Raw genomic sequence first — 19,906 nt, 5'->3', positions numbered from 1 at the left:
AAGACGCCCGGAGCTGCACACTCGCGGGCGTCACTTTTTTTGGCTTTGCTTACGGCTAAACAGCGCGACAATCGCGCGGATTTCTTCTTCACGCGCTGCCAGATGACGGCGGTGATACTCGTTAATTTCTTCCGCTTCATGCGCTTCAATCACTCCATCTTCCAGCGCCTTCTGAATGATCTGATCAACCTGACCGCGTGCTGCTGCAGTTCTCATTGCACGGGTGAATAGGTCAACGCGATCGAGGTCTTCAAGTTGCGGAACTTCCACCAGCAATGCGCCGCGACGACGAGCAAAGTAATCTGCCAGGAGAGACGTGTTTGATATGTCTTCCATCGCTTCCAGCTCGTTCACCTCGAAGAAGCGGCAGCCGTTCTTCTCGTACAGATTGTTATTGAACTGCGTGACTGACATGCCAAGAGCACCTGCCATAGCCTCACGGCCTCAGGGGTACGCTTTACACATCGCTTTCACTACTTCTTTCAGGCTTGGCTCTACCATGTTGTTTTTCCTTTTGTAGTTACTTTCAAGCAGCTGAATCTGTAGCCTTTTGGTAAAGGCTGGCATCGTACTTAAGCTTTCCTTTCGTAATTCGCTCGATGACAAAAGCTTGCTTTTGAGGGATAACTTCACCCCATCGGCAAACTGCCGGGTGGGAAATCCCAAGAACACTCGCGGTTTTTGATACGCCGCCGAAGTGTTCAATGACTTCTGATTTACGCATGGTTCCTCCTGGTTAACTCACGTCTTAAAGGTAACAAAAGGTACATTAAATAGCAAACAACAGTTACAAGGAATCGATGTAACATTGGTTACATGAAAACAGAGATGAAAGACCGAATAAGATCCCGTCGAGTCCAGCTCGACATAACACAGCAGACCCTGGCTAAACGCTTAGGAGTTAGCCGTGTTTCTGTAACTAAATGGGAGAGCGGTACAACAAAACCTGATGGTGAAAACCTCCACCAGCTGGCAATGGCGTTGCAGACTACTCCAGAATGGATTCTTTACGGTCAGGGTGAGGAAACGCAGGACGATACCAAAGTTATTCCGTTCCTTAAGCCCCCAACGGCAGTTCCTATTATCTCCGCCGTTCAGGCTGGTATGTGGACTGATACTTATGCATGCTCAAGGCTTTCTGATGTGATTTCATGGACGCAAACCACTGCAAACGTTTCTGATGAAGTTTTCGGATTGGTAGTTCGTGGGGAGTCTATGACCAACCCTCACGGTCTGCCATCCATACCTGAAGGGTCGATCGTTATTGTTGAGCCTCATTATGGCCAACTTGATGACCTTTACGGAAAAATTGTAGTAGCAATACTTGACGGTTCAGCTGAGGCGACCGTTAAAAAGCTGGTATGGGATAGTCCCTTCTCATACTTGATGCCACTTAACCCTGCATTCAAACCTATCCCGATAGACGGTAACTGCCGAATTGTTGGGAAAGTGGTTCAGATAACCCAGAACATCTAAGTTCTTCATTTCCAATGCCAGATATCCTTCTGGCATTTTTTTCGCCCCTCAAGGTAACAAAAAGTACATTCGCCGCTTGACCACCAAGGTAACTAAAGGTACATTTAAATCACACCACGGGTACTGATAGTTATCTGCACCGGTGTGGTAGTAAGCAGTACGGCATATGGCACATGTGCCGCAGCGGTCCGGGGATTCCTTAGGCAGTATCCCGATCCAGCGGGTAGCCGGAATGTGCAAGCCAGTTGTGTACGACAGCCAGAGACGTTTCACCAGCGTGGCGATCAGGTGACAGCCCAGACGATATCTGAGTGGCTTAAAAAACAGATGGGAGCCGGTGGAATCCCGGCACATAACATGAAAGCGCACTCCATCAACTATCGGTTGTGGATGACAGGTAAGTAAACGCAAGGAGTGCGCTTCCAGTTGTGTAAACCGTAGTAGCTGTACCAGATGCTGTGTGTAGTCTTGGCGGTCGGCAGTTTGAATCCCTTAATGTCGACCGCCCCTTTTCATAACTGAAAGCGCGTTCAGTAGGTTCCTTGAGAGGCCGCAGTCGTTAAATCAACTCAGGGGAACGCGCTCCCAATTGTGGAGAAGCTAACTGGCGGTGGCAGCCGCCCGTTTCACTAAGTGCCCTGGTTGGGTGCTTACTAAAACGAAACCCATTTATTTTTGTCGCCATAACGGCGAGGGATTCGTGCAACCAAAAATCAGCGCTGTGCAGAGCGCTTATAACACGGAGAAACTAACCATGACAAACACACAGAACGTCACCGAGTTACAACCACGCATGACCAGAGAGCAGCTTATTGACGCAGCTCGCAAGGCCGCCCCTCTCCTTCCTGCCGCTTATGGTTGGATGGTTAACGAACTGGCTACGCGTCTTGATGTTACCAGCGTTGCGCTTTGTGAAGCGATGGCGCAGCGGAAGGAACTGGCTAAGCAGAACGCAACTCTGCGTGAAGATGTCGCCAGCTGGGCCAAAGAGTGTGACCGTATCGAAGAGCGCTACACAAAAACGCCTACCAACATGCACCTGCTGGAAGCTCAGCGAGAACTCCGTGAACTGCCTCGTGTCGTCATTTCCCTGAATAACGAGGTTGTTCTCTAATGGCTAACTCATTCAAGCAAATGACCAAGGCCGGTGTAATTAAGCGCACCGATACCGGGATGTTTATCGCTCTTTCAGATATCCACGTTCGTGAAGGTTTCAACAAGCGTGAAGATGATGAACGCACCCGCCAGGCTGATGATGACCTGTTCAACTACCTGATGAACGGAGGATCAGTTCCACCACTGGAAGTTATCGCACGTGATGAAGGTGGTGTGTGGGTTGTTGAAGGTCACCGCCGCCGTCGTTGCTACGCGCGCTGTGCTGAAGCTGGCAAGCCAGTAGACCGCATCCACATCATGCCGTTCAACGGTAACGATGTTCAGCGTCTTGCTCGAATCATGACCAGTAACAACCAGCTGCCGCTCTCCGATATGGAACAGGCTTCAGTTATTCAGGAGCTGCATAACGCCTTCAACCAGACCACCAGCGAGATCGCAAAACTGGTCAATAAGTCTGTACCAACTGTCGAAAAGCTCCTGCTACTTAGCACAGCTAACCAGGACGTTCAGAAAGAAGTTAAATCCGGAAACGTGTCCGTAGATGTGGCTGTTGATCGAGTAAAAGAGTTCGGCGAAAAGGCAGGTGAGGTTCTCCAGAAGGATAAAGCTTCCGCTGCAGCAAAGGGCAAGAAGAAAGTTACCCGAAGCGTCATAGCTCCTGAAATTAGCGTTAAGAAAGCGCGTCGTCTTGTAGAGCTGATCAGCCTGGCAGGTATAAGCGACACAGGTGTTATCTCTCTCGAAGGATTGGCCCATGCAGAAGCATCGCAAATTATAGATGAGCACAAAGCCATAGCCGCCCTTCTTCGCAAAGGAGTGCAGTCGTGATTACCGGAACATCTCATTACGACGAAGTGCCGGTAGTGCCCTGCAAAATTTGCGGCGGTTATTACAAGGCAGATGAGCCAGAGACACACACCTGCGAGGAACGTGACGAATGAAAGACGAAGATTTAGACCGTTGCCCGCGCTGCAAAGAGGATATGTGGAAAGGACAGCAGCTGTGCCGTAACTGCCAGCATGAAGATGATATGGAAGAATGGCCTGGTGGTGAAGGCATAGAGTGCGATATCTGCGGACACATAAGCGCTGACCCAGAAGGTCGCCACTTTTGCTGTGAGGATAATAGCGATGAATAGCCGCCCAATGAGCAACATCGACAAACGCGCATTACGTGAAGCGGCCAATGCGGCAAACTCAGCATCATGGGGCAATTGGGAGCCTTACAAGCCACACAAAGGTGCGCGCGGATATGAGGTGAAGGTTGGTGTGAAAGCGGTAGCACAACATTGCCTCAAGGTTGATTCAGTATTCATCGCCGCAGCCAACCCCGCCACCGTGCTGGCGCTGCTGGATGAGCTGGAAGCCGCAAAGCAAGATGCAGCCAAATGGTTCAAGGCGTTCGAGAAAGCCGTTTCCGTTGGCGCTCGATATGAAGAACGGATTGAAGAGCTAACCGGGAAGCTGGAAGCCGCAGAGAAGCGGATTGCTGAGCTTCCAGGGCAGAAACGCTTAATCGGCTGGCGGATGGCAGACTACGCCGATGAAACCGCAGACCCAGCACTTGCTAAGAATTGGGCCACCGCTGTAGATGTGCTGCCGATTTTTGAAGGCGACGTGAATACCAAACTTAGCCCCGCCGCAGCCGGTAAAGGAGAGTGATATGGCTGACAAATTAAACATCCGCGCCGAAGACGTTGAGCCTGGCGATGTGGTTATCACCTCTCACGGCAAACGCTACACGGTCGAATCATTCTGGATGGAGGATGACACCGTTACCCTGTTCGGTACTGATGGCTCAGAAACTGAATATGACTACGACGAAATGCTCGAGGTTGAGAGGGGGTATCCATGAGCACTATTTCCAAAGAGAGAGTGAAAGATATTTTAGAGTTTGGCGCTGGCCGAATTATATCTCCAATCACAGACGACGAAATTAGAGAGTTGGCGCGTATCGCGCTGGCATCGCTCGAAGCGGAGGCTGTGGCATATGCAGACCCACAGGCATTCAGAAACTTTCAGGCTGGAGTCGCGAGACGCGAATGGATGTGGCGCAACCCCGGCGAGGATCTGATTGCTGTATACACCGCCCCGCCAGCGCCGGTATCTGTGCCTGATGCGATGGAAATGGATGATGACTTTGACAGCGCGTTTGAACACGGAAAAGCTGTCGGCTGGAACGCCTATCGCGCAGCCATGCTTCAGGGTGCCGAACCTGTAAGCCAGCCTTGCACGCTTCCTGATGGTTACTGTGTCATGCCCCTCAAGCTAACCTCTGAGAATGGCGCTAAGGGTGCCCTATCTGGTGAGTTTCACGTCACTAATCGTATCGTGTGCCAGTCATGCGCTGGGGAAGGATGCGAGGACTGTAACGATGAAGGGGGGTGGGACGCTGAAATCCCTGTGAGTTGTGACACCATCAAGCGAATTCATGAGGCCGCAGTTGAAGCTTGCTCGCTGCCAGCAGCACCGCAGCAGGAGGTGAAGTGATGGCACTGACTCACAGCGAGCTCTGCGTGCTGGCCTGTAAGTTCCTTCAGAACAACGGCTTCAAAGTTGCTTTTCACGATCGCTTTGTTGCCGCCGTGTCTACGGGTGAACAGCCTGATGCGCTGGGGTTCAGAAATCTCGCCTCATGCCTTATCGAAGTGAAGTGTTCGCGCGCCGACTTCCTTGCTGACAGGAAAAAGAGGTTTCGGATAGAGCCAGAGTTGGGCATGGGTGACTGGCGATTCTTTATGGCTGAGCCTGGGTTTATTGAGGTGCATGAACTACCTCAAGGCTGGGGCTTGCTCCATGTAAAAAATGGGCGGGTCTATAAGGTTCATGGGTGGCCAGGCAATGCTATGTGGTGCAATAAATCATCAAAGCCTTTCACCGCCAATAAGCAGGCAGAATGCGATTACATGTACAGCGCTCTTCGCCGCATGCAGGTGCGTGGCCATCTTGATCAGGTATATGACGGTCTTCCAAGTTTCCCTCCTCCGGAGGTGGCCAATGCCTAACCCATTCGACGCAGTGATGTTCGTGCTGCTGGTCATCGGCGCACTTCAGGGTATGGGGTGGCTGCCATGGTGAGCAAGCTCAAACAGCGGCGCATGCGCCGCCTTAAAGCCGACGTGGTCTGGTGGCGCGAGGAGGCAGAGGATTGCCGCTCCCGTCTGCTGGAACTGGCCGGAGAGATCGACAGGCTCAAAAAGCTGGTCATCCGCGTGCCGATGCCGGTTCTCATGCCAAAGGAGATGGTCCACCAGCTCTATTACACCGAAACAAAAAGATGTCGTACCTGCAATGATGGGCTCCGAGGTGGTTGCTCATCTTGCATTTTCTATAAGAGATAGCCGGGTGCAGCCGGTTACGTGGAGATCAACGTATGGGGCAGTTAGTAACACTTCATGAGTGGGCGTCGGGTCCTAATGGGTTCAAATATCCATTAAGCAACTCAGCATTGAACAAAATAGCAAAGACCAAGCAAACTTTCCCGCCAGCTTTAAAGCAAGGTCGGCGCTGGGTTATAGATGAGGACGCTCGTTTTATTGGCATGGTAAGCAATGTTGATATTTCATCATCATTATCAGACAAGGCTCGCCAGTTAGTGGAGAAAGCAATAAATGGCAGCTCGCCCCAGAAAGCATAACGTTAAAATACCTAACCTGTATTGCAAGTTGGATAAACGTACATCAAAAATCTACTGGCAATATCGTCACCCTGTAACTGGAACATTTGTTGGTTTTGGAACAGATGAAGAGGCAGCGAAAGCTGCTGCTACGGAGTTGAATCGGATAACATCTGAGCAGGAAACACGTCAATCCTTCGCTCTTATCGATATGGCTATTAAGAAGAAAGATAAGAAAGAGAAAGGAATTCGAGTCGCGGACTGGATAAAAAGGTACGTAGATATTCAGATGGAAAGGATGCGTGACGGAGAAATAAAAAAACCGACCGTAAAATCTAGGAGGTTATGTGCTCAAGTTCTGGCTGACAGAGCTCCTAACGTTCGTATAAAAGATGTTGACACGAAGTTAATCGCAAAAATTATTGATGAATATAAGTCTGAAGGTAAACATCGAATGGGCCAGCTGATTAGGAGCGTGCTTAACGACGTATTTAAGGAGGCACAGCATGCTGGTGAAGTTGAACCCGGCTACAATCCTGCTTTAGCAGTTAAAAATCCGATAGCAAAGGTCAAACGAAGCAGGCTCAGTATCGAACAATGGAAGCTAATCTATGAAAGCGCAGGAACATTGCCCCCATGTGCTCAGAATTCCATGCTTTTGGCTTTGGTGACTGGTCAACGTATTGGAGACATAGTAGCGATGAAGTTTAGTGATATATGGGATAACCATCTTCATATAACCCAGAGTAAAACAGGAATGAAGTTAGCTATTCCTTTAAATTTACGGTGTGATGCTATTGGCGTGACGCTTTCAGAAGTAATCAGCAAGTGTCGAGACAGAGTTGTGAGCCCGTATCTGATACACCACGTGAAACATCATGCTTACGGTAAAGCTGGTTCTCACGTTCCTGAAAAAACAATATCTAAATATTTCAAAGAAGCGAGAGATAAAGCAAATATTGACTGGCCAAAGGATTGTATTGCCCTGCCCCCATTTCATGAGCAGCGTTCGCTTTCATCTAGAACCTATAAAGCACAGGGTATTGATGTCAAAACTTTGCTTGGGCATAAAACTGAAGCGATGAGCACAATGTATGGAGATGATCGTGGTCTGGAATGGAACAAACTTGTGATTTAGCAAGATAGATAACTTTCAGAAAGTGCCAAATGATAAGCTGGCGTTATATGAGTTTTGGGGATTTGTTTTGGGGATGATTTGGGGAAGAAAAAATAACCATATAAAACAATAAAATAAAAATCATCGAATTGTTCCACAAGCAGTCTGCTACCAGCAACGCATAATCCCACAGCCAGCGAACCCGCTGGCTGTTTTCTTCCGACCCCGTTCATCCCGTGCTAATGTAGACCCCTGCATACTGGATTATCAACGGGAAAATCGTTATGACTGACGACGTTATTGGCACAGTAACCCACCAGCAGCTCATTACCTTACTCACCGAGCAGGGCGCGCGTTTTCGCGTCATGGAGCACGAGGCGGTCGGGAAATGTGAAGCGGTAAGTGAAATTCGCGGAACCGACCTGCGGCAAGGCGCTAAAGCCCTGGTCTGCAAGGTGAAGGGAAACGGCGTAAAGAAACATGTTCTGGCGATCCTTGCCGCCGACCTGCAGGCTGACCTGAGCCAGCTTGCCAGCCATTTTGGCGGGCTAAGGGCCTCCCTCGCCAGCCCGGCCGAAGTCGATGCCCTGACCGCCTGCGTTTTCGGCGCTATCCCGCCCTTTAGCTTCCATCCTGACCTGGCGCTGGTTGCCGACCCGCTGCTGTTCGAGCGCTTTGACGAAATCGCGTTTAACGCCGGCCTGCTGGAGAAATCCGTGATTATGGATACCCAGGATTACCTGCGCATCGCCCGTCCTGAGCTCGTCACCTTCCATAAAGCCTAACTGCAACGGCTGACGCCCTGTCAGCCTTTTCGTTCCAGGAACAGCACGGAGGCAACAAGAATAACGGCAATAGCGAAAAACGATGAGGAGATAATCAGCGTTTCCACAAACATGTGATCGTTCATGATGGCGACCCTTTTGCGATATCTGCTTTCGTTTTAATCCGCGTAAATGACAAGGTTATGACAACGATAAAATCTTTTTAACACTGTTCTCTGCCGCGTTTGCGCGTACAGTAAACAGGATCATTATTCTGGCAAGGATTCCCAATGTTTGACCCTACTCTGCTCATTCTTCTGGCACTCGCCGCGCTCGGCTTTATCAGCCATAACACCACCGTTGCCATCTCGATTCTGGTGCTGATTATTGTGCGCGTGACTCCGTTAAATACCTTTTTCCCGTGGATAGAAAAACAAGGCCTCACCATCGGGATCATCATCTTAACCATCGGGGTAATGGCGCCCATCGCCAGCGGCACGCTTCCCGCCTCAACGCTGCTGCATTCGTTTGTAAACTGGAAATCGCTGGTGGCGATCGCGGTGGGGATTTTTGTGTCATGGCTGGGCGGACGCGGCGTCACGCTGATGAGCAGCCAGCCCTCGCTGGTGGCGGGCCTGCTGGTGGGCACCGTGCTGGGCGTGGCGCTCTTTCGCGGCGTGCCGGTCGGCCCGCTGATTGCGGCAGGCCTTGTCTCGCTGTTTATTGGGAAGTCGTAGTCAGGCTGGCCATATAACGCGCCGGCGTCTGGCCCAGTCCCTTCCTGAACATGGTGATAAACGCGGTGGTCGAGTCATAGCCCAGTGACTGGGCCACCTGCTGCACCGATTTGCCGCTTATTAAATGCTGTAACGCCACAATCAGCTGCAGCTGGTGACGCCAGCGGCGGAAGCTCAGACCGGTCTCCTTCACTACCAGCCGCGCCAGATTGCGTTCGCTCATGGCGAAATGGCTCGCCCACTGCGCCAGCGTCTGCCAGGCGGCGGGCTCTTCCGCCATCTTCTCGCTCATCAGCCGGATTTTGGGATGGGGCGACACGGGCAGCTGCAGATGCTCCTGTCGCTGGAGCGGCAGCTCGTCAAACAGGACGTCCACCAGACGCGAGGTGGCCGCGAGCTGCAGCTGTTCACGTGATTTTTCCGCGAGCGATAAAATCAGCTCCCGCACCAGGGGGGAAATTTTCAGGGTACAGCAGCGCTCGGGCAGGCTGGCAGTCCCCGGCTCAATGAACAAAAAGCAGAGCTGCGCGCCCGGCGTGGCCCTGTTACTGTGTGGCATCTGGCCAGGGATCCAGACGGCATACTGGGGCGGCACCATCAGCATGGCATTTTCCACTTCACAGGTGATTGCGCCGCCGAGGGCCAGAATCAGCTGCCCCTTACGGTGATGATGAAGCGGAATATATTGTTCCTCCGCCACTACCTGAATGCGAAATGCGACGGCCGCATCGTACTGGCTATCCGGATCGTAGCCTTCCAGTCCCAGACCAATCATCAGTTTGTCCGATATGAGCGATAAACTGTCATTTTAGCCTGATTTCAACCGCTGAGAAAATCGGTATTGTGTGCGCTCGCTTGAACGTATGAGAACATAATGACTACTGCTATTCGCACCTCAGGAAAACACGGCGCGCTGTTGATTGCAGGCATCCTGATGATTGCCACCACGCTTCGCGTCACCTTTACTGGCGCAGCGCCGCTGCTCGATACCATTCGTCTTGATTATGGCTTAAGCACGGCGCAAACCGGTCTGCTGACCACCCTGCCCCTGCTGGCTTTCGCCCTTGTCTCGCCGCTCGCCGCAGGCGTTGCCCGGCGTATCGGCATGGAGCGCAGCCTGTTTATCGCCCTGCTGCTCATTTGCGCCGGGATTGCCGTTCGCTCGCTGCCTTCCGCCGCTTTGCTTTTCATCGGAACGGCGATCGTCGGCTGCGGTATTGCGCTCGGGAACGTGCTGTTACCGGGATTAATTAAGCGTGATTTTCCGGGCCAGGTGGCGAAGCTCACCGGCGCCTATTCCCTGACGATGGGCGTCTCGGCGGCGTTTGGCTCAGCAATGATCGTTCCCCTTGCACAGGGGAGCGCGGGCTGGCATGGCGCGCTGCTGATGCTGATGGCGTTTCCGCTGGTCGCGCTGCTGCTCTGGCTGCCGCAGTGGCGTCAGAAACACGTCGCAACGGTAACGGGCGCAGGCGCGCTGCAAAACCGCGCGCTCTGGCGCTCGGCCCTCGCCTGGCAGGTGACGCTCTTTTTAGGAATTAACTCGCTGATCTACTACGTCATCATCGGCTGGCTGCCGGCGATATTGCTGAGCCACGGCTACAGCGAAGCGCAGGCCGGTTCGGTGCACGGTCTGTTGCAGCTGGCCACGGCCGTGCCGGGACTCGCCGTTCCGCTGATCCTCCACCGCCTGAAAGATCAGCGAGCGATCGCAGGCTTAGTGGCCCTGATGTGCGCGATAAGCGCGGCAGGATTATGGTTTATGCCCGGAATGGCGGTGATGTGGACGCTGATGTTTGGCTTTGGCACAGGGGCAACAATGATCCTTGGCCTGACGTTCATCGGCCTGCGCGCCAGCTCTGCGCACCAGGCGGCGGCGCTCTCCGGAATGGCACAGTCGATTGGCTACCTGCTTGCCGCCTGCGGCCCGCCGCTGATGGGGAAAATTCACGATACCGCAGGAGACTGGCAAATTCCGCTTCTGGGCTGTGCGCTGGCCGCTGTGATAATGGCTATCTGCGGTGTGTTAGCCGGGCGAGACCGGGAGATCGCGCCCCGTTAAATCCTCAGGCAGACCACCGGGTCTGCCTTTTTTACCCGCGCGCTGCGCGCAGCATCGCCTGCACCAGCACGACCGGGCGTCCTTCCAGCGCGGCACGTTCATGCTGGAATAAGGTGATCACGAAGAACGGGTGCGTCACCAGCTCCGCGGCACGAATTTCACCCTGATCGTCCCAGCCCGTTACATGCATATCACCGCTTTCCAGCGCCTGCGCAAACGCCGGCGACACGCCATAGTTACAGTGATACCCCTCTTCAATTTCGGGCTTGCCGTACGCTTTGGCGATCAGCGTATTATTGCGCAGCTCAATGGCATCCGTTTTTTCCACCAGCGAGCAGGTCAGCGGCGCAATCACCATGGTGCCTTCGGTATCCGTCTCAGCGTGTGCCGCATCAGCCCAGCCCAGCACGTTTCGGGCATACTCAATCAGCGCATGCTGGAACCCGCCGCAGGTGCCCAGGAACGGGATGCCGTTCTCACGGGCGTAGCGCGCGGCAATAAAAGCGGCCGCCGTGTTTTTATAGGGGCTGGCAGGAACCAGCCAGATGGCATCGTAGCCCACCAGATCTTCAGCGCTTGTTAGCTCCGTCGTGGCCAGCCAGTCGTAATCGGCGGTGAGGTCAAGCACTGCAGCGGCGTCGTCAATGGCCAGCGGGATAGCCTGATGCGCAATAACATTGGGATTGTAATCGCCAACCAGCGCAATGCGCAGCGTTGTTTTAACCGGGAGGTGTTCCATGAAAGGTTCCTTATGCCAGAGTATTATCAGATAACATAAGGAACCTCAGACTACCGATCTTTTGCAATTATCACAATACCTTAAATTGGGAGGGTGGAATCATGATTCAGTGCAAACGGGTATACGAACAGGCAAGCCCTGACGACGGCTATCGGGTACTGGTGGACAGGCTGTGGCCGCGCGGGCTGAAGAAAACGGATCTCGCGTATGACGAATGGTGTAAAGCGCTCACGCCTTCGAATGAACTACGAAAGGCTTTTCACAGCGACACGATTGATTTCGCCGCCTTCAGTCAGGCCTATCGGGAAGAGCTGGCGCAGCAGGCTGACGAGGGCGCGCGTCTGGCGACGCTGGCGCGCAGGCAGACCGTCACCCTGCTCTTTGCTGCCAAAAACACGGAGCAAAATCACGCTCTGGTCTTAGCCGACTGGCTGCGGCATCTGTGATCAGCCGATCGTCAGTTCATCCAGAATTTGCGGCGCTTCATCCGGGGTGAGCGGCATCAGATGTTCGGCGCGGACAAAGGCAAAGCCGTGCTGGTTGTCAAAGGCGTAGACATCACCCGTCACCAGCCAAAGCGCGCGATCTGCGGTGACCGGTAATTGCGTCATCACGCCGTTGACGGGGTTAACAAAACGCAGGCCAGGCTGGCAAAGGCCAAACAGCTCAACGGATTTACCAATATTGCGACGACCTGACGCCGTGCGGGCGCCAACGATCATCGCCATGCTGCCCGGTTTTAGCTGAAACATACTTCTCTCACGATAACGAACGCCAGGAACTGGCTAAGAATAATCTTAAAGAGAAGTGTATCGCAGGCAATATTACTTTGTCACCTGGCGGGTTGCGGATGGTCGCGACGATAGAGCGTCCATTCATCAATCACTTCGCCGCCCGGTAATTTGCACTCGGTACGCACGCCCTGCGGGCTTTGAACCGGGACCTGTTCCCCGCCTTTCTCCAGACAGTAGACGGAAGCTGGGTTCGCCATACCGATAACGTGCGGCGGTTTCGGTGCATCAGGTGGCGTGGTTTTGGCGGTGCAGGCGGCCAGGGGAAGCGCCAGCGCCAGAAGCAGAAATCTCATCTCATTGATCCTTTTGACGTCATCAGAGTCTAAGGGTAACGGGTCATCGCCACGTTCTCCATGATTTCTCCATTTTAACTGCACTTTTCAGCACTATAGTGTGGCATGTTCTCGATATGACCAGAGAACATCATTCCGTAATCAAGATGTCTTTGCCCCGGTCTCAACAACGGGGCTTTTTTTCTCGCCTGCTGCCCGCCCCCTGCATATATTAAATTTTCTGTATTCATGTTTTACTATGTCTGAAGCCTAAAAATTCAGCATAACATGCAGATGCAGACGTCTTCTGCCTGGGAGTCATTCTACGTCATGTCGGATCTTATCCTCGCTCGCGTTTCAGAAACCCTTGCCACCGAACAATCCCTTGAAAGCCTCGTTCGCCAGCTGCTGGAGATGCTGGAGATTGTCACCGACATGGAGTCGACCTACCTGACGAAGGTGGATATCGAAGCGCGGCTGCAGCACATTCTCTACGCTCGCAACAGCAAACAGATGACGATCCCGGAGGGGCTGAGCGTCCCATGGGATGAGACGCTGTGCAAGCGCGCGCTGGATAGTGACACGATATTCAGCAATGACGTGCCCGAGCGTTGGCCCGAGTGTGAAGCAGCGAAAGCACTTGGCATTACCACCTACATGAGTATTCCTGTCCATCTTGCGGATGGTTCACTTTACGGAACGCTCTGTGCCACCAGCACGGCCAGAAAGCCGCTGAGCGAGCGCGGTGAACAGGTTCTGAAGCTCTTCGCCGGGCTGATCGCCCAATCCATTCAGAAAGAGTCGCTGGTCACCCAGCTTCGCGAGGCCAATGCGGCCCTCATCGCGCACTCCTATACGGATGCCCTTACCGGTTTACCCAACCGTCGCGCCATTTTTGAAGATCTGACCACCCTCTTTTCTCTGGCCCGGCATCTTAAGCGTAACGCCATCATCGCGTTCATCGATCTGGATGATTTCAAACTGATTAACGATCGTTACGGCCACGAGGCTGGCGACCAGTTCCTGATAGAAGTGGGTAAGCGTTTGACGGAAGAGAAACAGCAGGACGATATTATCGGTCGTCTGGGCGGGGATGAATTTCTGGTGGCGTCGCTAAGCCAGCCCCACCAGGACGGGGATAACGCGCAGCTTACGCTGCTCAAAACGCGCCTCAGCGCCTGCATCGCTGGCGAATACTGGCTGGGCAGCGTTCATATTATTTATCCGGGCGCCAGCTTCGGCGTGATCGAAGTGGACCCTGCCGCAACCGATCCTGACAGCGCGTTACGCGCTGCGGATGTCGCGATGTATCAGGATAAGAAAGGAAAAAGCAAATCACGCTTTCTCACCATTGATTAACCCCGTACACTCTACGGCGTTACAGAAACCGAAACAGGTGATGGTATGAGAATAGGGATCCTCTTCCCGGTCGTTATATTTATAACGGCGGTGGTATTTTTAGCGTGGTTTTTTGTCGGCGGTTACGCGGCGCCGGGGGCATAAATGCGGAAGACAACCGTCATTATGCTGATCGTTGCCATCGCGGCGTTTGCCGGCACGCAGCTTGGCTGGTGGTAAACGCCAGTACGTAAAAAGGCCGCCATCTGGCAGCCTTTTTCAACGCTTTCAGACCTTAGCTTTTGATCTTTCTGTAGATAAACAGAACAACCAGCGCACCGATCACCGCGACGGCGAAACTGCCGAAGTTAAAGCCATCGACCTTGCCAAAACCGAACAGCGTACTGATCCAGCCGCCGACTACCGCGCCGACAATACCCAGTATTACGGTGACGATAAACCCACCGCCATCTTTGCCCGGCATGATCCACTTCGCCAGAATACCCGCAATAAGCCCAAAGATAATCCAGGATAAAATTCCCATAACTTTCCTCTCTGTATGGTTTTTGTCATTAAATCAACGACACAAAAAAGAATAGCACAGGATTCCAGAAAGGAAATTTGTGATAAGCATCACAGTGAGAGAGTGCGTCATTTTTCATCAACAAAAAGAACGGGCCACATAAACTGTGGGGTTGCAACTTTTGTTGAGAAAGATTATCTTTCTCAACACTGAATAGTTGAGAGAAACACTCAGGTATTCAGTACGACATTGCTCACATTGCTTCCAGTATTTTTTGCCCACTCCTGAGTGGGCTTTTTTTTTTGCTCATACCCCAACAAACGCGTACCGGTTACGTCCCGCGCGTTTCGCCTGATAGAGCGCCTGGTCTGCGGCAATAATGATATTTTGCTGGCTGCCTGCAATGTCGACGGCACGGGCGGTGGAAATTCCGACGCTTACCGTCACCCGGCCGAAGGGACTAAAGGCATGCGCGATTTGCAGCGAGAACACATTGCGAATAATCGTCTGGGCCAGACGAAGTGCCTCCTGAATATCCGCATCCGGCAATATCAGCGCAAACTCCTCTCCGCCGTAGCGCGCCACAAGCTGATTATCACGGGTAAGGCTCTCCCTGAGGCTGTTTCCGAGCATTGCCAGACACCGGTCCCCTTCAGGATGACCATAGTTATCGTTGTATTTTTTGAAGTAGTCCACGTCCACGATCAGTACCGAAATCGGCGCGTCATGCGCGGCGCACGTAGCAATTTCCGAGAGGATTTTTTCATCAAAGACGCGGCGGTTGTACAGCCCGGTCAATGCATCTTCTGAAGCGATAATCTTCAGCGCTTTGTTATCCCGTGTTTTTCGGGACAGGTCGGAATACAGGAAGTACGACGCCACGATGAGTATCGCCGTAAACACGAAAATGAGTACCGCCAGCTGAATCGCCTGCTTGCGCCAGGGTGCAAGAGCTTCATCAATGCTGACGGCCACTGTGGTGACCAGTCCGTAGCGTCGGTTTTTCTCATAGGCATAGATGCGCTCGATTTTATCAAACCGTGAGATGGAGCTGGCTATCCCCGTATTTTGTACTTTGAGATATTTCCTGAAGAGCGGTGAATCAGAAACAATCGTGCCGATATAGGTATTTTTAAAGGGATAACGGACCAGCAGTACGCCTGATTGCGTCGTTAAGCCGATGACGCCCGAGTGGCCGATATTAATCTGCCCGTAGAGTGCCAGAAAATTTTCAATACCGAGCGTCACCACCACGACACCGTTAAATGCCCCGGACTGGGTTTCAAGGCGCCGACTGAGGGTGATAACCCATTTGCCATTGGTTCTGCTTACCACCGGCTCCCCAATAAAGACCTGCTGAGTTTTATTTTCCTGGTGATAGATAAAAAACTCTCTGTCCGAGCCTTTGCGTGGCCCCGTGAAACTTTCATGCAGCGCGGTGAAGATATCGCCCTGAGCATCGTAAACAACCACATTATTAATCTGGGTAAGAAGGTTATCCTGATTATGGATCATGTGCTGAATATTGGTCGCCTGCTGCGGGGTCATGCCATAAATTTCGATTATGTCGGAAACGGTAGTAATTAACATTTCACTCTGGCGCATGATCCCTTCAGTATAAACATCCAGGGTGTGGCTAAGATTAGCGACGCTGGTATTAATTTGCTGGATTGACTGCTGTCTGGACGTGGCAATTTGGACGGCAAGCGCCAGCGAGATGATCAATGAGACAATGATGACGGTAATGGTTGTTGTGTAAAAAGTATTTTTCACATGCACGAGCTTTTCCACCTTATCACGCCTGATATCCCTGGCTGACAACTCTTGTCACTGTAACAAAGCTCAGGATAAGAGGAAAATGAATTGCACTTAAGCATACAACAGAAGCTCGTCTTTATTTTGTGTTTCACCGCCAGGCAACACGCTTTATTCCTGATTTTTTACACCGCCTGACGTTTTACAGCATCACGGCCTCCCTGGGCTTAGATAAAATGACTTTAATAAAATCGATATAGGAGACGGGTTTACCAAAATAATACCCCTGCAACAGGGTAATTTCATTACGGTTGAGGTACTCCAGCTGCTCTTTCGTTTCTACACCTTCGGCCACGATACGTAATGAGAGTTTTTTCGCCAGGTCAATAACGCAGTCCAGCAGGATCGTTGAGTCCTTTTCCTCAGAAACCCGGTTAACAAAGCTTTTATCAATTTTAATATAATCTATGGCAAGCGCATTAAGACATGACAGCCCGGAATACCCCGTACCAAAATCATCCAGTGCAATGACAAAACCGGCGTTATGCAGCGCGTTGAGGTTTTCCACCAGATGAGGATTATCGATCAACGGTTCACGCTCGGTCACCTCGAGAACCAGCTTCACGGCTTTACCCTGAAACCCCTTGCCGAAGAGACGACAGTCACCGAGGAAAGAAGGGGCATCAATGTGTCTGGCGCTGATGTTCACTCCGATATGGAACCCATCCGGTAGCTTCGGCAACAGCGGCTTAAGCTGTGTGACCACTTTCGCCATCAAGCCTTTGGTCAGCGGAATAATCAACCCGCTACGTTCAGCAATCGGAATAAAGACATCCGGCGGGATAAACCCAGACTTTGGATGCTTCCACCTTGCCAGGACTTCAACCCCGTATAACCCGCCGGTGTCCCCGTTCACGATCGGCTGGTAGTAAGGCACGATCTCTCCCTGCAAAATGGCCTTACGCAAATCGTCTTCAAAGGTGGTGCTTTTTCCCTTGTATCGACGGATCAAAATGCCCACCGCCAGGGATAGCGCGAGAATCAGCAGTATCAGGCTCCAGCCCTGGTGCAGTAGCCGCGTCAGGCTAAAAAAGGCAGGCGGTTGCCAGGCCAGACTAAAGGGGAATTGCGAAGATGCCGTAAGTGAACCCGTCCACGAGGCCGCTTTCCATCCGGTCACGTCACCGTTGCGCGTAAACATGCTTTCGCCGACAACCAACCCCAGGTCAACGCTGTTTGATGCATTCGCGATGACGTCCTGCAAATGCGCATCGCTGACGCTGACGATGATGCGCCCGCCCGCGATGGGCATCTGGAAGACAAGTACCGGGATGCCGTTCACCAGTCGATTACCGGGGAGCAGCATTAATTCTTTTTCAGGTAGCGTCTCCGGATGAACAATCAATACGCCATTCCCCGGAAGGGATGTACAGATGATTTGCCCCTGCTGCTGGATCATGATGGCGCGCAGATGCGGTTTTAGCGCAGCTTCTGTCCCCAGCGCCAGCTGCCCGCTGCTGGTACACCCCTGCTCCGCAACGCGCTTCGCCGTGTTGGCCGCACTGACGGCTTCCGACAAAATGCTTTCTATTTTCTGGGTGCTTACCGTGGCGGTATGAACGTTATTCATTTTCGCCATCTGCCATAACTGCCAGTTAATAATCAGTATGCCGATCAGAAAAAGAAACAGGGCACTGAGAATAGGGATCATCACGTTGCGCACGATGTTTTCCTTAATAGAATAAACAAGCATGAAGGATCTGAAAGAAGAAACCGTGGTTTACCTGACGTTGCCGATCGCAATGAAAATAGCTTAGCTGAGAATTGTCTTAAAAAACTGATGCTTTCGTATGAGTTCACCCGCCCGAATTTGCTCACCCGGCGTGACTATCAGGCTTGTGCCTTGCCCAGGCTGTGTTAAGATTTATGAATTCAGGGAGCGGACAGGATAACCGGAAAATGAAAAAGCGCATTGCCGTTGCGATCGTTTCAACGCTTCTGGTCATCCTGTCTCTTTATGCGGTCAATGCGGTTATCCTTGGTCAGCAAAAAACCAAACAGCTTGAAATATCCCGGACCCTTTTACATTATTCCGAAGACCTGTCCCAAAACGTGGCGCTGGGCCTTAAAAGCATAACGACGCAGGGGTGTGATAAAACCAGCCTTGATAGCTACAGACAAATAAAGCTTAACAACCTCTATTTCGGCGATATCGGTTTTATTGAAAAAGGAAAAATTATCTGTACTGCTTTTTGGGGTAAACTCGCGACGCCCGTTCCACTTCCTGCGGAACTGCATAAAACGCCGAGAGGTTTTCTCCTCGCGCAGTTTTCAAGAAAAGACTTTTTCACGGGCAATGCGGCCATTTATAATAATATTATTATCTTCACCTCCCGCTATGCTTACGATAAATTCACCCCGGTTACCGCAAGCTATTCCCTGAGTGCCACCACAAAGGACTTTGGCCGGATCTTTTTTTCGGCTGCCCCCGACCTGCGAGCGCGGAGCTGGCTGCACTCCACGTTGTTCACCCTGACCATTACACAGTGCAGCGCCGTGTGGGATTTATGCGTGATTGTAAAACATCACGATGCGGGACTGGCCTCGTTACCCCCGTTTATCTTGACGTTTCTCGCGATCATTCTCTACTTTATCTGGGTCGCGATAACGTTATTTTTCTTCCGTATCCATGAAGACCGTTTTTCGCTGGAACGTACGCTAATCAAAGCCGTGATAACGAATACCTTCAGCGTTAATTACCAGCCCATTATTCGCATTCGCGATCAAAAAATCGTGGGCGTGGAAGTTCTGTCGCGATGGCGCGATCAAAAACACGGAGACGTCTCGCCGGAGCTGTTTATCCCATTAATTAAGAAAATCGGGCTGTATAAAAGATATTATGGCAATGTTATCGGTAAATCTCTCTCAGAAATTGCCCCGCTGGCGATTAAGCATCAGCTGATCGTTTCAATCAACGTTGGGCGGAAAGAAATTGAAGACGGACAGTTTATTAACATTTTGCGTCGCGAGTGCTTAGTCAACAACCTTCCCCTTTCCCTGATGAAGGTCGAGCTTTCTGAGAAAGCCGTTTCCGCGGCGGATATCCTTGAGGGATTCTGCCAGGAACTAAAATCGCTTGGCGTTAAAATTTCAATCGATGATTTCGGCGTGCAAAATTCAAATCTGGCCCGGCTGTCGCAGCTTGAATATGATGAAATCAAAATCGATAAATCGCTGGTGGATGGCATCAGCGAAGATTATAAGCAAAACATATTTGTTATCTTCAGCGATGCCCTCGCGAAGTTGAATAAAACCGTTGTTTTCGAGGGCGTGGAAAATGAAACTCAGTATCGCTTTATTGCGGACAGATATCCCGACGCGCTGATCCAGGGATGGTATTTTTCAAAAGCACTCACCCGGAGCGAGCTGGCGAAGCGACTCACCGGCGTCGCCCCCTAACCTGAAGCCTGTCCTGCTCGTTTTTTTACACTCGGACGTTTCCATTTTTTCCGCCAAAACATATAGTCGTCATATTCAGACGGTAGATTCCCCTGAAGCACACTCTTATTTTGGTTAAAAACGTGAAATTATCCTTAGT

Annotated in this window: 28 protein-coding genes; 18 read left to right on the top strand and 10 right to left on the bottom strand. The window is 51.8% G+C overall.

Features of this window, described 5'->3' with window-relative positions:
* Positions 1–30 precede the first annotated feature (30 nt).
* Positions 31–432: a YmfL family putative regulatory protein gene (locus ACOTXT_RS16465; protein WP_421625359.1), complete on the bottom strand. Its 402-nt coding sequence runs from the start codon at positions 430–432 to the stop codon at positions 31–33.
* A 94-nt stretch (positions 433–526) separates the two neighbouring features.
* Positions 527–724, bottom strand: a complete 198-nt coding sequence (locus ACOTXT_RS16460; protein ID WP_016530206.1) for a Cro/CI family transcriptional regulator — start codon at positions 722–724, stop codon at positions 527–529.
* A gap of 92 nt (positions 725–816) precedes the next feature.
* On the opposite strand from ACOTXT_RS16460, the gene ACOTXT_RS16455 reads away from it, so the two are divergent.
* The 12 genes from ACOTXT_RS16455 (at position 817) to ACOTXT_RS16400 (ending at position 8,109) form a co-directional block, all read left to right on the top strand.
* A complete protein-coding gene (locus ACOTXT_RS16455; protein WP_170970934.1) occupies positions 817–1,476 on the top strand; it encodes a LexA family protein in 660 nt (219 codons plus the stop codon).
* Positions 1,477–2,230: 754 nt separating this feature from the next.
* On the top strand, positions 2,231–2,590 hold the full coding sequence (locus ACOTXT_RS16450) for a hypothetical protein (protein WP_261783814.1): 360 nt from the start codon (positions 2,231–2,233) through the stop codon (positions 2,588–2,590).
* Positions 2,590–3,420 (top strand): chromosome partitioning protein ParB, encoded by an 831-nt coding sequence (locus ACOTXT_RS16445; RefSeq protein ID WP_421625358.1) that lies wholly within the window; start codon positions 2,590–2,592, stop codon positions 3,418–3,420. Before ACOTXT_RS16450 ends, ACOTXT_RS16445 begins: the two co-directional genes overlap by 1 nt.
* A gap of 109 nt (positions 3,421–3,529) precedes the next feature.
* Positions 3,530–3,730 (top strand): hypothetical protein, encoded by a 201-nt coding sequence (locus ACOTXT_RS16440; protein WP_421625357.1) that lies wholly within the window; start codon positions 3,530–3,532, stop codon positions 3,728–3,730.
* Positions 3,731–3,737: 7 nt separating this feature from the next.
* The gene (locus ACOTXT_RS16435; RefSeq protein WP_421625356.1) at positions 3,738–4,253 is read left to right on the top strand and encodes an ead/Ea22-like family protein; all 516 of its coding nucleotides are present in this window, start codon (positions 3,738–3,740) and stop codon (positions 4,251–4,253) included.
* A gap of 1 nt (position 4,254) precedes the next feature.
* On the top strand, positions 4,255–4,446 hold the full coding sequence (locus tag ACOTXT_RS16430; protein WP_196089469.1) for a hypothetical protein: 192 nt from the start codon (positions 4,255–4,257) through the stop codon (positions 4,444–4,446).
* Positions 4,443–5,081 carry a hypothetical protein gene (locus tag ACOTXT_RS16425; protein WP_421625355.1) on the top strand — a complete coding sequence of 213 codons (639 nt, stop codon included), beginning with the start codon at positions 4,443–4,445 and terminating at the stop codon, positions 5,079–5,081. The genes ACOTXT_RS16430 and ACOTXT_RS16425 overlap by 4 nt, the downstream gene beginning before the upstream one ends.
* Positions 5,081–5,596, top strand: coding sequence for a hypothetical protein (locus tag ACOTXT_RS16420; RefSeq protein ID WP_265189572.1), 516 nt, complete (start codon positions 5,081–5,083; stop codon positions 5,594–5,596). Before ACOTXT_RS16425 ends, ACOTXT_RS16420 begins: the two co-directional genes overlap by 1 nt.
* Positions 5,597–5,662: 66 nt before the next feature.
* The gene (locus ACOTXT_RS16415) at positions 5,663–5,932 is read left to right on the top strand and encodes a hypothetical protein (protein ID WP_421625354.1); all 270 of its coding nucleotides are present in this window, start codon (positions 5,663–5,665) and stop codon (positions 5,930–5,932) included.
* Between the two features lie 32 nt (positions 5,933–5,964).
* On the top strand, positions 5,965–6,228 hold the full coding sequence (locus ACOTXT_RS16410) for an excisionase (RefSeq protein ID WP_008500733.1): 264 nt from the start codon (positions 5,965–5,967) through the stop codon (positions 6,226–6,228).
* Positions 6,203–7,345, top strand: a complete 1,143-nt coding sequence (locus ACOTXT_RS16405; protein WP_421625353.1) for a phage integrase Arm DNA-binding domain-containing protein — start codon at positions 6,203–6,205, stop codon at positions 7,343–7,345. The genes ACOTXT_RS16410 and ACOTXT_RS16405 overlap by 26 nt, the downstream gene beginning before the upstream one ends.
* Before the next feature lie 263 nt (positions 7,346–7,608).
* Positions 7,609–8,109: a YbaK/prolyl-tRNA synthetase associated domain-containing protein gene (locus ACOTXT_RS16400; RefSeq protein ID WP_069598135.1), complete on the top strand. Its 501-nt coding sequence runs from the start codon at positions 7,609–7,611 to the stop codon at positions 8,107–8,109.
* 20 nt (positions 8,110–8,129) lie between these two features.
* Here ACOTXT_RS16400 and yoaI read toward each other — a convergent pair whose 3' ends face one another.
* Entirely contained in the window at positions 8,130–8,234 is a 105-nt protein-coding gene (gene yoaI / locus ACOTXT_RS16395) for a small membrane protein YoaI (protein WP_010430055.1), read from the bottom strand.
* Between the two features lie 144 nt (positions 8,235–8,378).
* Here yoaI and ACOTXT_RS16390 point away from each other — a divergent pair, with 144 nt between their 5' ends.
* On the top strand, positions 8,379–8,825 hold the full coding sequence (locus ACOTXT_RS16390) for a DUF441 domain-containing protein (RefSeq protein ID WP_008500737.1): 447 nt from the start codon (positions 8,379–8,381) through the stop codon (positions 8,823–8,825).
* Here the strand turns inward: ACOTXT_RS16390 and ACOTXT_RS16385 are convergent.
* Positions 8,809–9,600 (bottom strand): AraC family transcriptional regulator, encoded by a 792-nt coding sequence (locus ACOTXT_RS16385; RefSeq protein ID WP_021241046.1) that lies wholly within the window; start codon positions 9,598–9,600, stop codon positions 8,809–8,811. The two genes, ACOTXT_RS16390 and ACOTXT_RS16385, sit on opposite strands and share 17 nt — an antisense overlap.
* Before the next feature lie 99 nt (positions 9,601–9,699).
* Between ACOTXT_RS16385 and ACOTXT_RS16380 the strand changes: the two genes are divergently transcribed.
* Positions 9,700–10,887 carry a CynX/NimT family MFS transporter gene (locus ACOTXT_RS16380; protein WP_021241045.1) on the top strand — a complete coding sequence of 396 codons (1,188 nt, stop codon included), beginning with the start codon at positions 9,700–9,702 and terminating at the stop codon, positions 10,885–10,887.
* A gap of 31 nt (positions 10,888–10,918) precedes the next feature.
* On the opposite strand, the gene ACOTXT_RS16375 is transcribed toward ACOTXT_RS16380, so the two are convergent.
* Positions 10,919–11,626: a CTP synthase C-terminal region-related (seleno)protein gene (locus tag ACOTXT_RS16375; protein WP_021241044.1), complete on the bottom strand. Its 708-nt coding sequence runs from the start codon at positions 11,624–11,626 to the stop codon at positions 10,919–10,921.
* Between the two features lie 101 nt (positions 11,627–11,727).
* Between ACOTXT_RS16375 and ACOTXT_RS16370 the strand changes: the two genes are divergently transcribed.
* Positions 11,728–12,072: a DUF488 domain-containing protein gene (locus ACOTXT_RS16370; protein ID WP_046091770.1), complete on the top strand. Its 345-nt coding sequence runs from the start codon at positions 11,728–11,730 to the stop codon at positions 12,070–12,072.
* Here the strand turns inward: ACOTXT_RS16370 and ACOTXT_RS16365 are convergent, their stop codons facing one another.
* The gene (locus ACOTXT_RS16365) at positions 12,073–12,378 is read right to left on the bottom strand and encodes a hypothetical protein (protein WP_008500742.1); all 306 of its coding nucleotides are present in this window, start codon (positions 12,376–12,378) and stop codon (positions 12,073–12,075) included.
* Positions 12,379–12,458: 80 nt separating this feature from the next.
* Positions 12,459–12,713 (bottom strand): DUF333 domain-containing protein, encoded by a 255-nt coding sequence (locus ACOTXT_RS16360; protein ID WP_008500743.1) that lies wholly within the window; start codon positions 12,711–12,713, stop codon positions 12,459–12,461.
* A gap of 309 nt (positions 12,714–13,022) precedes the next feature.
* Between ACOTXT_RS16360 and ACOTXT_RS16355 the strand changes: the two genes are divergently transcribed.
* Together ACOTXT_RS16355 and ACOTXT_RS16350 are read left to right on the top strand one after the other, a co-directional pair.
* Entirely contained in the window at positions 13,023–14,051 is a 1,029-nt protein-coding gene (locus ACOTXT_RS16355) for a sensor domain-containing diguanylate cyclase (RefSeq protein WP_031274981.1), read from the top strand.
* A gap of 45 nt (positions 14,052–14,096) precedes the next feature.
* Positions 14,097–14,195 (top strand): YoaK family small membrane protein, encoded by a 99-nt coding sequence (locus ACOTXT_RS16350; RefSeq protein ID WP_014883431.1) that lies wholly within the window; start codon positions 14,097–14,099, stop codon positions 14,193–14,195.
* Positions 14,196–14,325: 130 nt separating this feature from the next.
* Here ACOTXT_RS16350 and ACOTXT_RS16345 read toward each other — a convergent pair whose 3' ends face one another.
* The 3 genes from ACOTXT_RS16345 to ACOTXT_RS16335 all read right to left on the bottom strand — a co-directional run bounded on the left by ACOTXT_RS16345 (position 14,326) and on the right by ACOTXT_RS16335 (position 18,031).
* A complete protein-coding gene (locus ACOTXT_RS16345) occupies positions 14,326–14,574 on the bottom strand; it encodes a GlsB/YeaQ/YmgE family stress response membrane protein (protein WP_008500746.1) in 249 nt (82 codons plus the stop codon).
* 285 nt (positions 14,575–14,859) lie between these two features.
* Positions 14,860–16,344: a sensor domain-containing diguanylate cyclase gene (locus ACOTXT_RS16340; protein WP_369804006.1), complete on the bottom strand. Its 1,485-nt coding sequence runs from the start codon at positions 16,342–16,344 to the stop codon at positions 14,860–14,862.
* A gap of 166 nt (positions 16,345–16,510) precedes the next feature.
* Positions 16,511–18,031 (bottom strand): EAL domain-containing protein, encoded by a 1,521-nt coding sequence (locus ACOTXT_RS16335; protein WP_008500748.1) that lies wholly within the window; start codon positions 18,029–18,031, stop codon positions 16,511–16,513.
* Between the two features lie 236 nt (positions 18,032–18,267).
* On the opposite strand from ACOTXT_RS16335, the gene ACOTXT_RS16330 reads away from it, so the two are divergent.
* Complete coding sequence (locus tag ACOTXT_RS16330) at positions 18,268–19,767, top strand: EAL domain-containing protein (protein WP_063618147.1); 1,500 nt, start codon at positions 18,268–18,270, stop codon at positions 19,765–19,767.
* The last annotated feature ends 139 nt before the right edge of the window (positions 19,768–19,906 follow it).

Source organism: Enterobacter cloacae complex sp. IR5422 (assembly GCF_049238165.1).
Taxonomy (GTDB): Bacteria; Pseudomonadota; Gammaproteobacteria; order Enterobacterales; family Enterobacteriaceae; genus Enterobacter; species Enterobacter roggenkampii.
Note: the sequence above shows the minus strand (reverse complement) of the source record. Positions and strands in the feature narration are given on the sequence as shown.

Excerpts from the sequence above, each read along its gene's own strand:
- ACOTXT_RS16430 (WP_196089469.1), top strand. The coding sequence starts at position 4,255 with ATGGCTGACAAATTAAACATCCGCGCCGAAGACGTTGAGCCTGGCGAT.
- ACOTXT_RS16405 (WP_421625353.1), top strand. The coding sequence starts at position 6,203 with ATGGCAGCTCGCCCCAGAAAGCATAACGTTAAAATACCTAACCTGTAT.
- ACOTXT_RS16425 (WP_421625355.1), top strand. The coding sequence starts at position 4,443 with ATGAGCACTATTTCCAAAGAGAGAGTGAAAGATATTTTAGAGTTTGGC.
- ACOTXT_RS16450 (WP_261783814.1), top strand. The coding sequence starts at position 2,231 with ATGACAAACACACAGAACGTCACCGAGTTACAACCACGCATGACCAGA.
- ACOTXT_RS16415 (WP_421625354.1), top strand. The coding sequence starts at position 5,663 with ATGGTGAGCAAGCTCAAACAGCGGCGCATGCGCCGCCTTAAAGCCGAC.
- ACOTXT_RS16360 (WP_008500743.1), bottom strand. The coding sequence starts at position 12,713 with ATGAGATTTCTGCTTCTGGCGCTGGCGCTTCCCCTGGCCGCCTGCACC.
- ACOTXT_RS16345 (WP_008500746.1), bottom strand. The coding sequence starts at position 14,574 with ATGGGAATTTTATCCTGGATTATCTTTGGGCTTATTGCGGGTATTCTG.
- ACOTXT_RS16385 (WP_021241046.1), bottom strand. The coding sequence starts at position 9,600 with ATGATTGGTCTGGGACTGGAAGGCTACGATCCGGATAGCCAGTACGAT.
- ACOTXT_RS16365 (WP_008500742.1), bottom strand. The coding sequence starts at position 12,378 with ATGTTTCAGCTAAAACCGGGCAGCATGGCGATGATCGTTGGCGCCCGC.
- ACOTXT_RS16390 (WP_008500737.1), top strand. The coding sequence starts at position 8,379 with ATGTTTGACCCTACTCTGCTCATTCTTCTGGCACTCGCCGCGCTCGGC.
- ACOTXT_RS16465 (WP_421625359.1), bottom strand. The coding sequence starts at position 432 with ATGGCAGGTGCTCTTGGCATGTCAGTCACGCAGTTCAATAACAATCTG.
- ACOTXT_RS16380 (WP_021241045.1), top strand. The coding sequence starts at position 9,700 with ATGACTACTGCTATTCGCACCTCAGGAAAACACGGCGCGCTGTTGATT.
- ACOTXT_RS16440 (WP_421625357.1), top strand. The coding sequence starts at position 3,530 with ATGAAAGACGAAGATTTAGACCGTTGCCCGCGCTGCAAAGAGGATATG.
- ACOTXT_RS16435 (WP_421625356.1), top strand. The coding sequence starts at position 3,738 with ATGAGCAACATCGACAAACGCGCATTACGTGAAGCGGCCAATGCGGCA.
- ACOTXT_RS16350 (WP_014883431.1), top strand. The coding sequence starts at position 14,097 with ATGAGAATAGGGATCCTCTTCCCGGTCGTTATATTTATAACGGCGGTG.
- ACOTXT_RS16420 (WP_265189572.1), top strand. The coding sequence starts at position 5,081 with ATGGCACTGACTCACAGCGAGCTCTGCGTGCTGGCCTGTAAGTTCCTT.
- ACOTXT_RS16355 (WP_031274981.1), top strand. The coding sequence starts at position 13,023 with ATGTCGGATCTTATCCTCGCTCGCGTTTCAGAAACCCTTGCCACCGAA.
- ACOTXT_RS16375 (WP_021241044.1), bottom strand. The coding sequence starts at position 11,626 with ATGGAACACCTCCCGGTTAAAACAACGCTGCGCATTGCGCTGGTTGGC.
- ACOTXT_RS16330 (WP_063618147.1), top strand. The coding sequence starts at position 18,268 with ATGAAAAAGCGCATTGCCGTTGCGATCGTTTCAACGCTTCTGGTCATC.
- ACOTXT_RS16410 (WP_008500733.1), top strand. The coding sequence starts at position 5,965 with ATGGGGCAGTTAGTAACACTTCATGAGTGGGCGTCGGGTCCTAATGGG.
- ACOTXT_RS16445 (WP_421625358.1), top strand. The coding sequence starts at position 2,590 with ATGGCTAACTCATTCAAGCAAATGACCAAGGCCGGTGTAATTAAGCGC.
- ACOTXT_RS16460 (WP_016530206.1), bottom strand. The coding sequence starts at position 724 with ATGCGTAAATCAGAAGTCATTGAACACTTCGGCGGCGTATCAAAAACC.
- yoaI (WP_010430055.1), bottom strand. The coding sequence starts at position 8,234 with ATGAACGATCACATGTTTGTGGAAACGCTGATTATCTCCTCATCGTTT.
- ACOTXT_RS16455 (WP_170970934.1), top strand. The coding sequence starts at position 817 with ATGAAAACAGAGATGAAAGACCGAATAAGATCCCGTCGAGTCCAGCTC.
- ACOTXT_RS16400 (WP_069598135.1), top strand. The coding sequence starts at position 7,609 with ATGACTGACGACGTTATTGGCACAGTAACCCACCAGCAGCTCATTACC.
- ACOTXT_RS16370 (WP_046091770.1), top strand. The coding sequence starts at position 11,728 with ATGATTCAGTGCAAACGGGTATACGAACAGGCAAGCCCTGACGACGGC.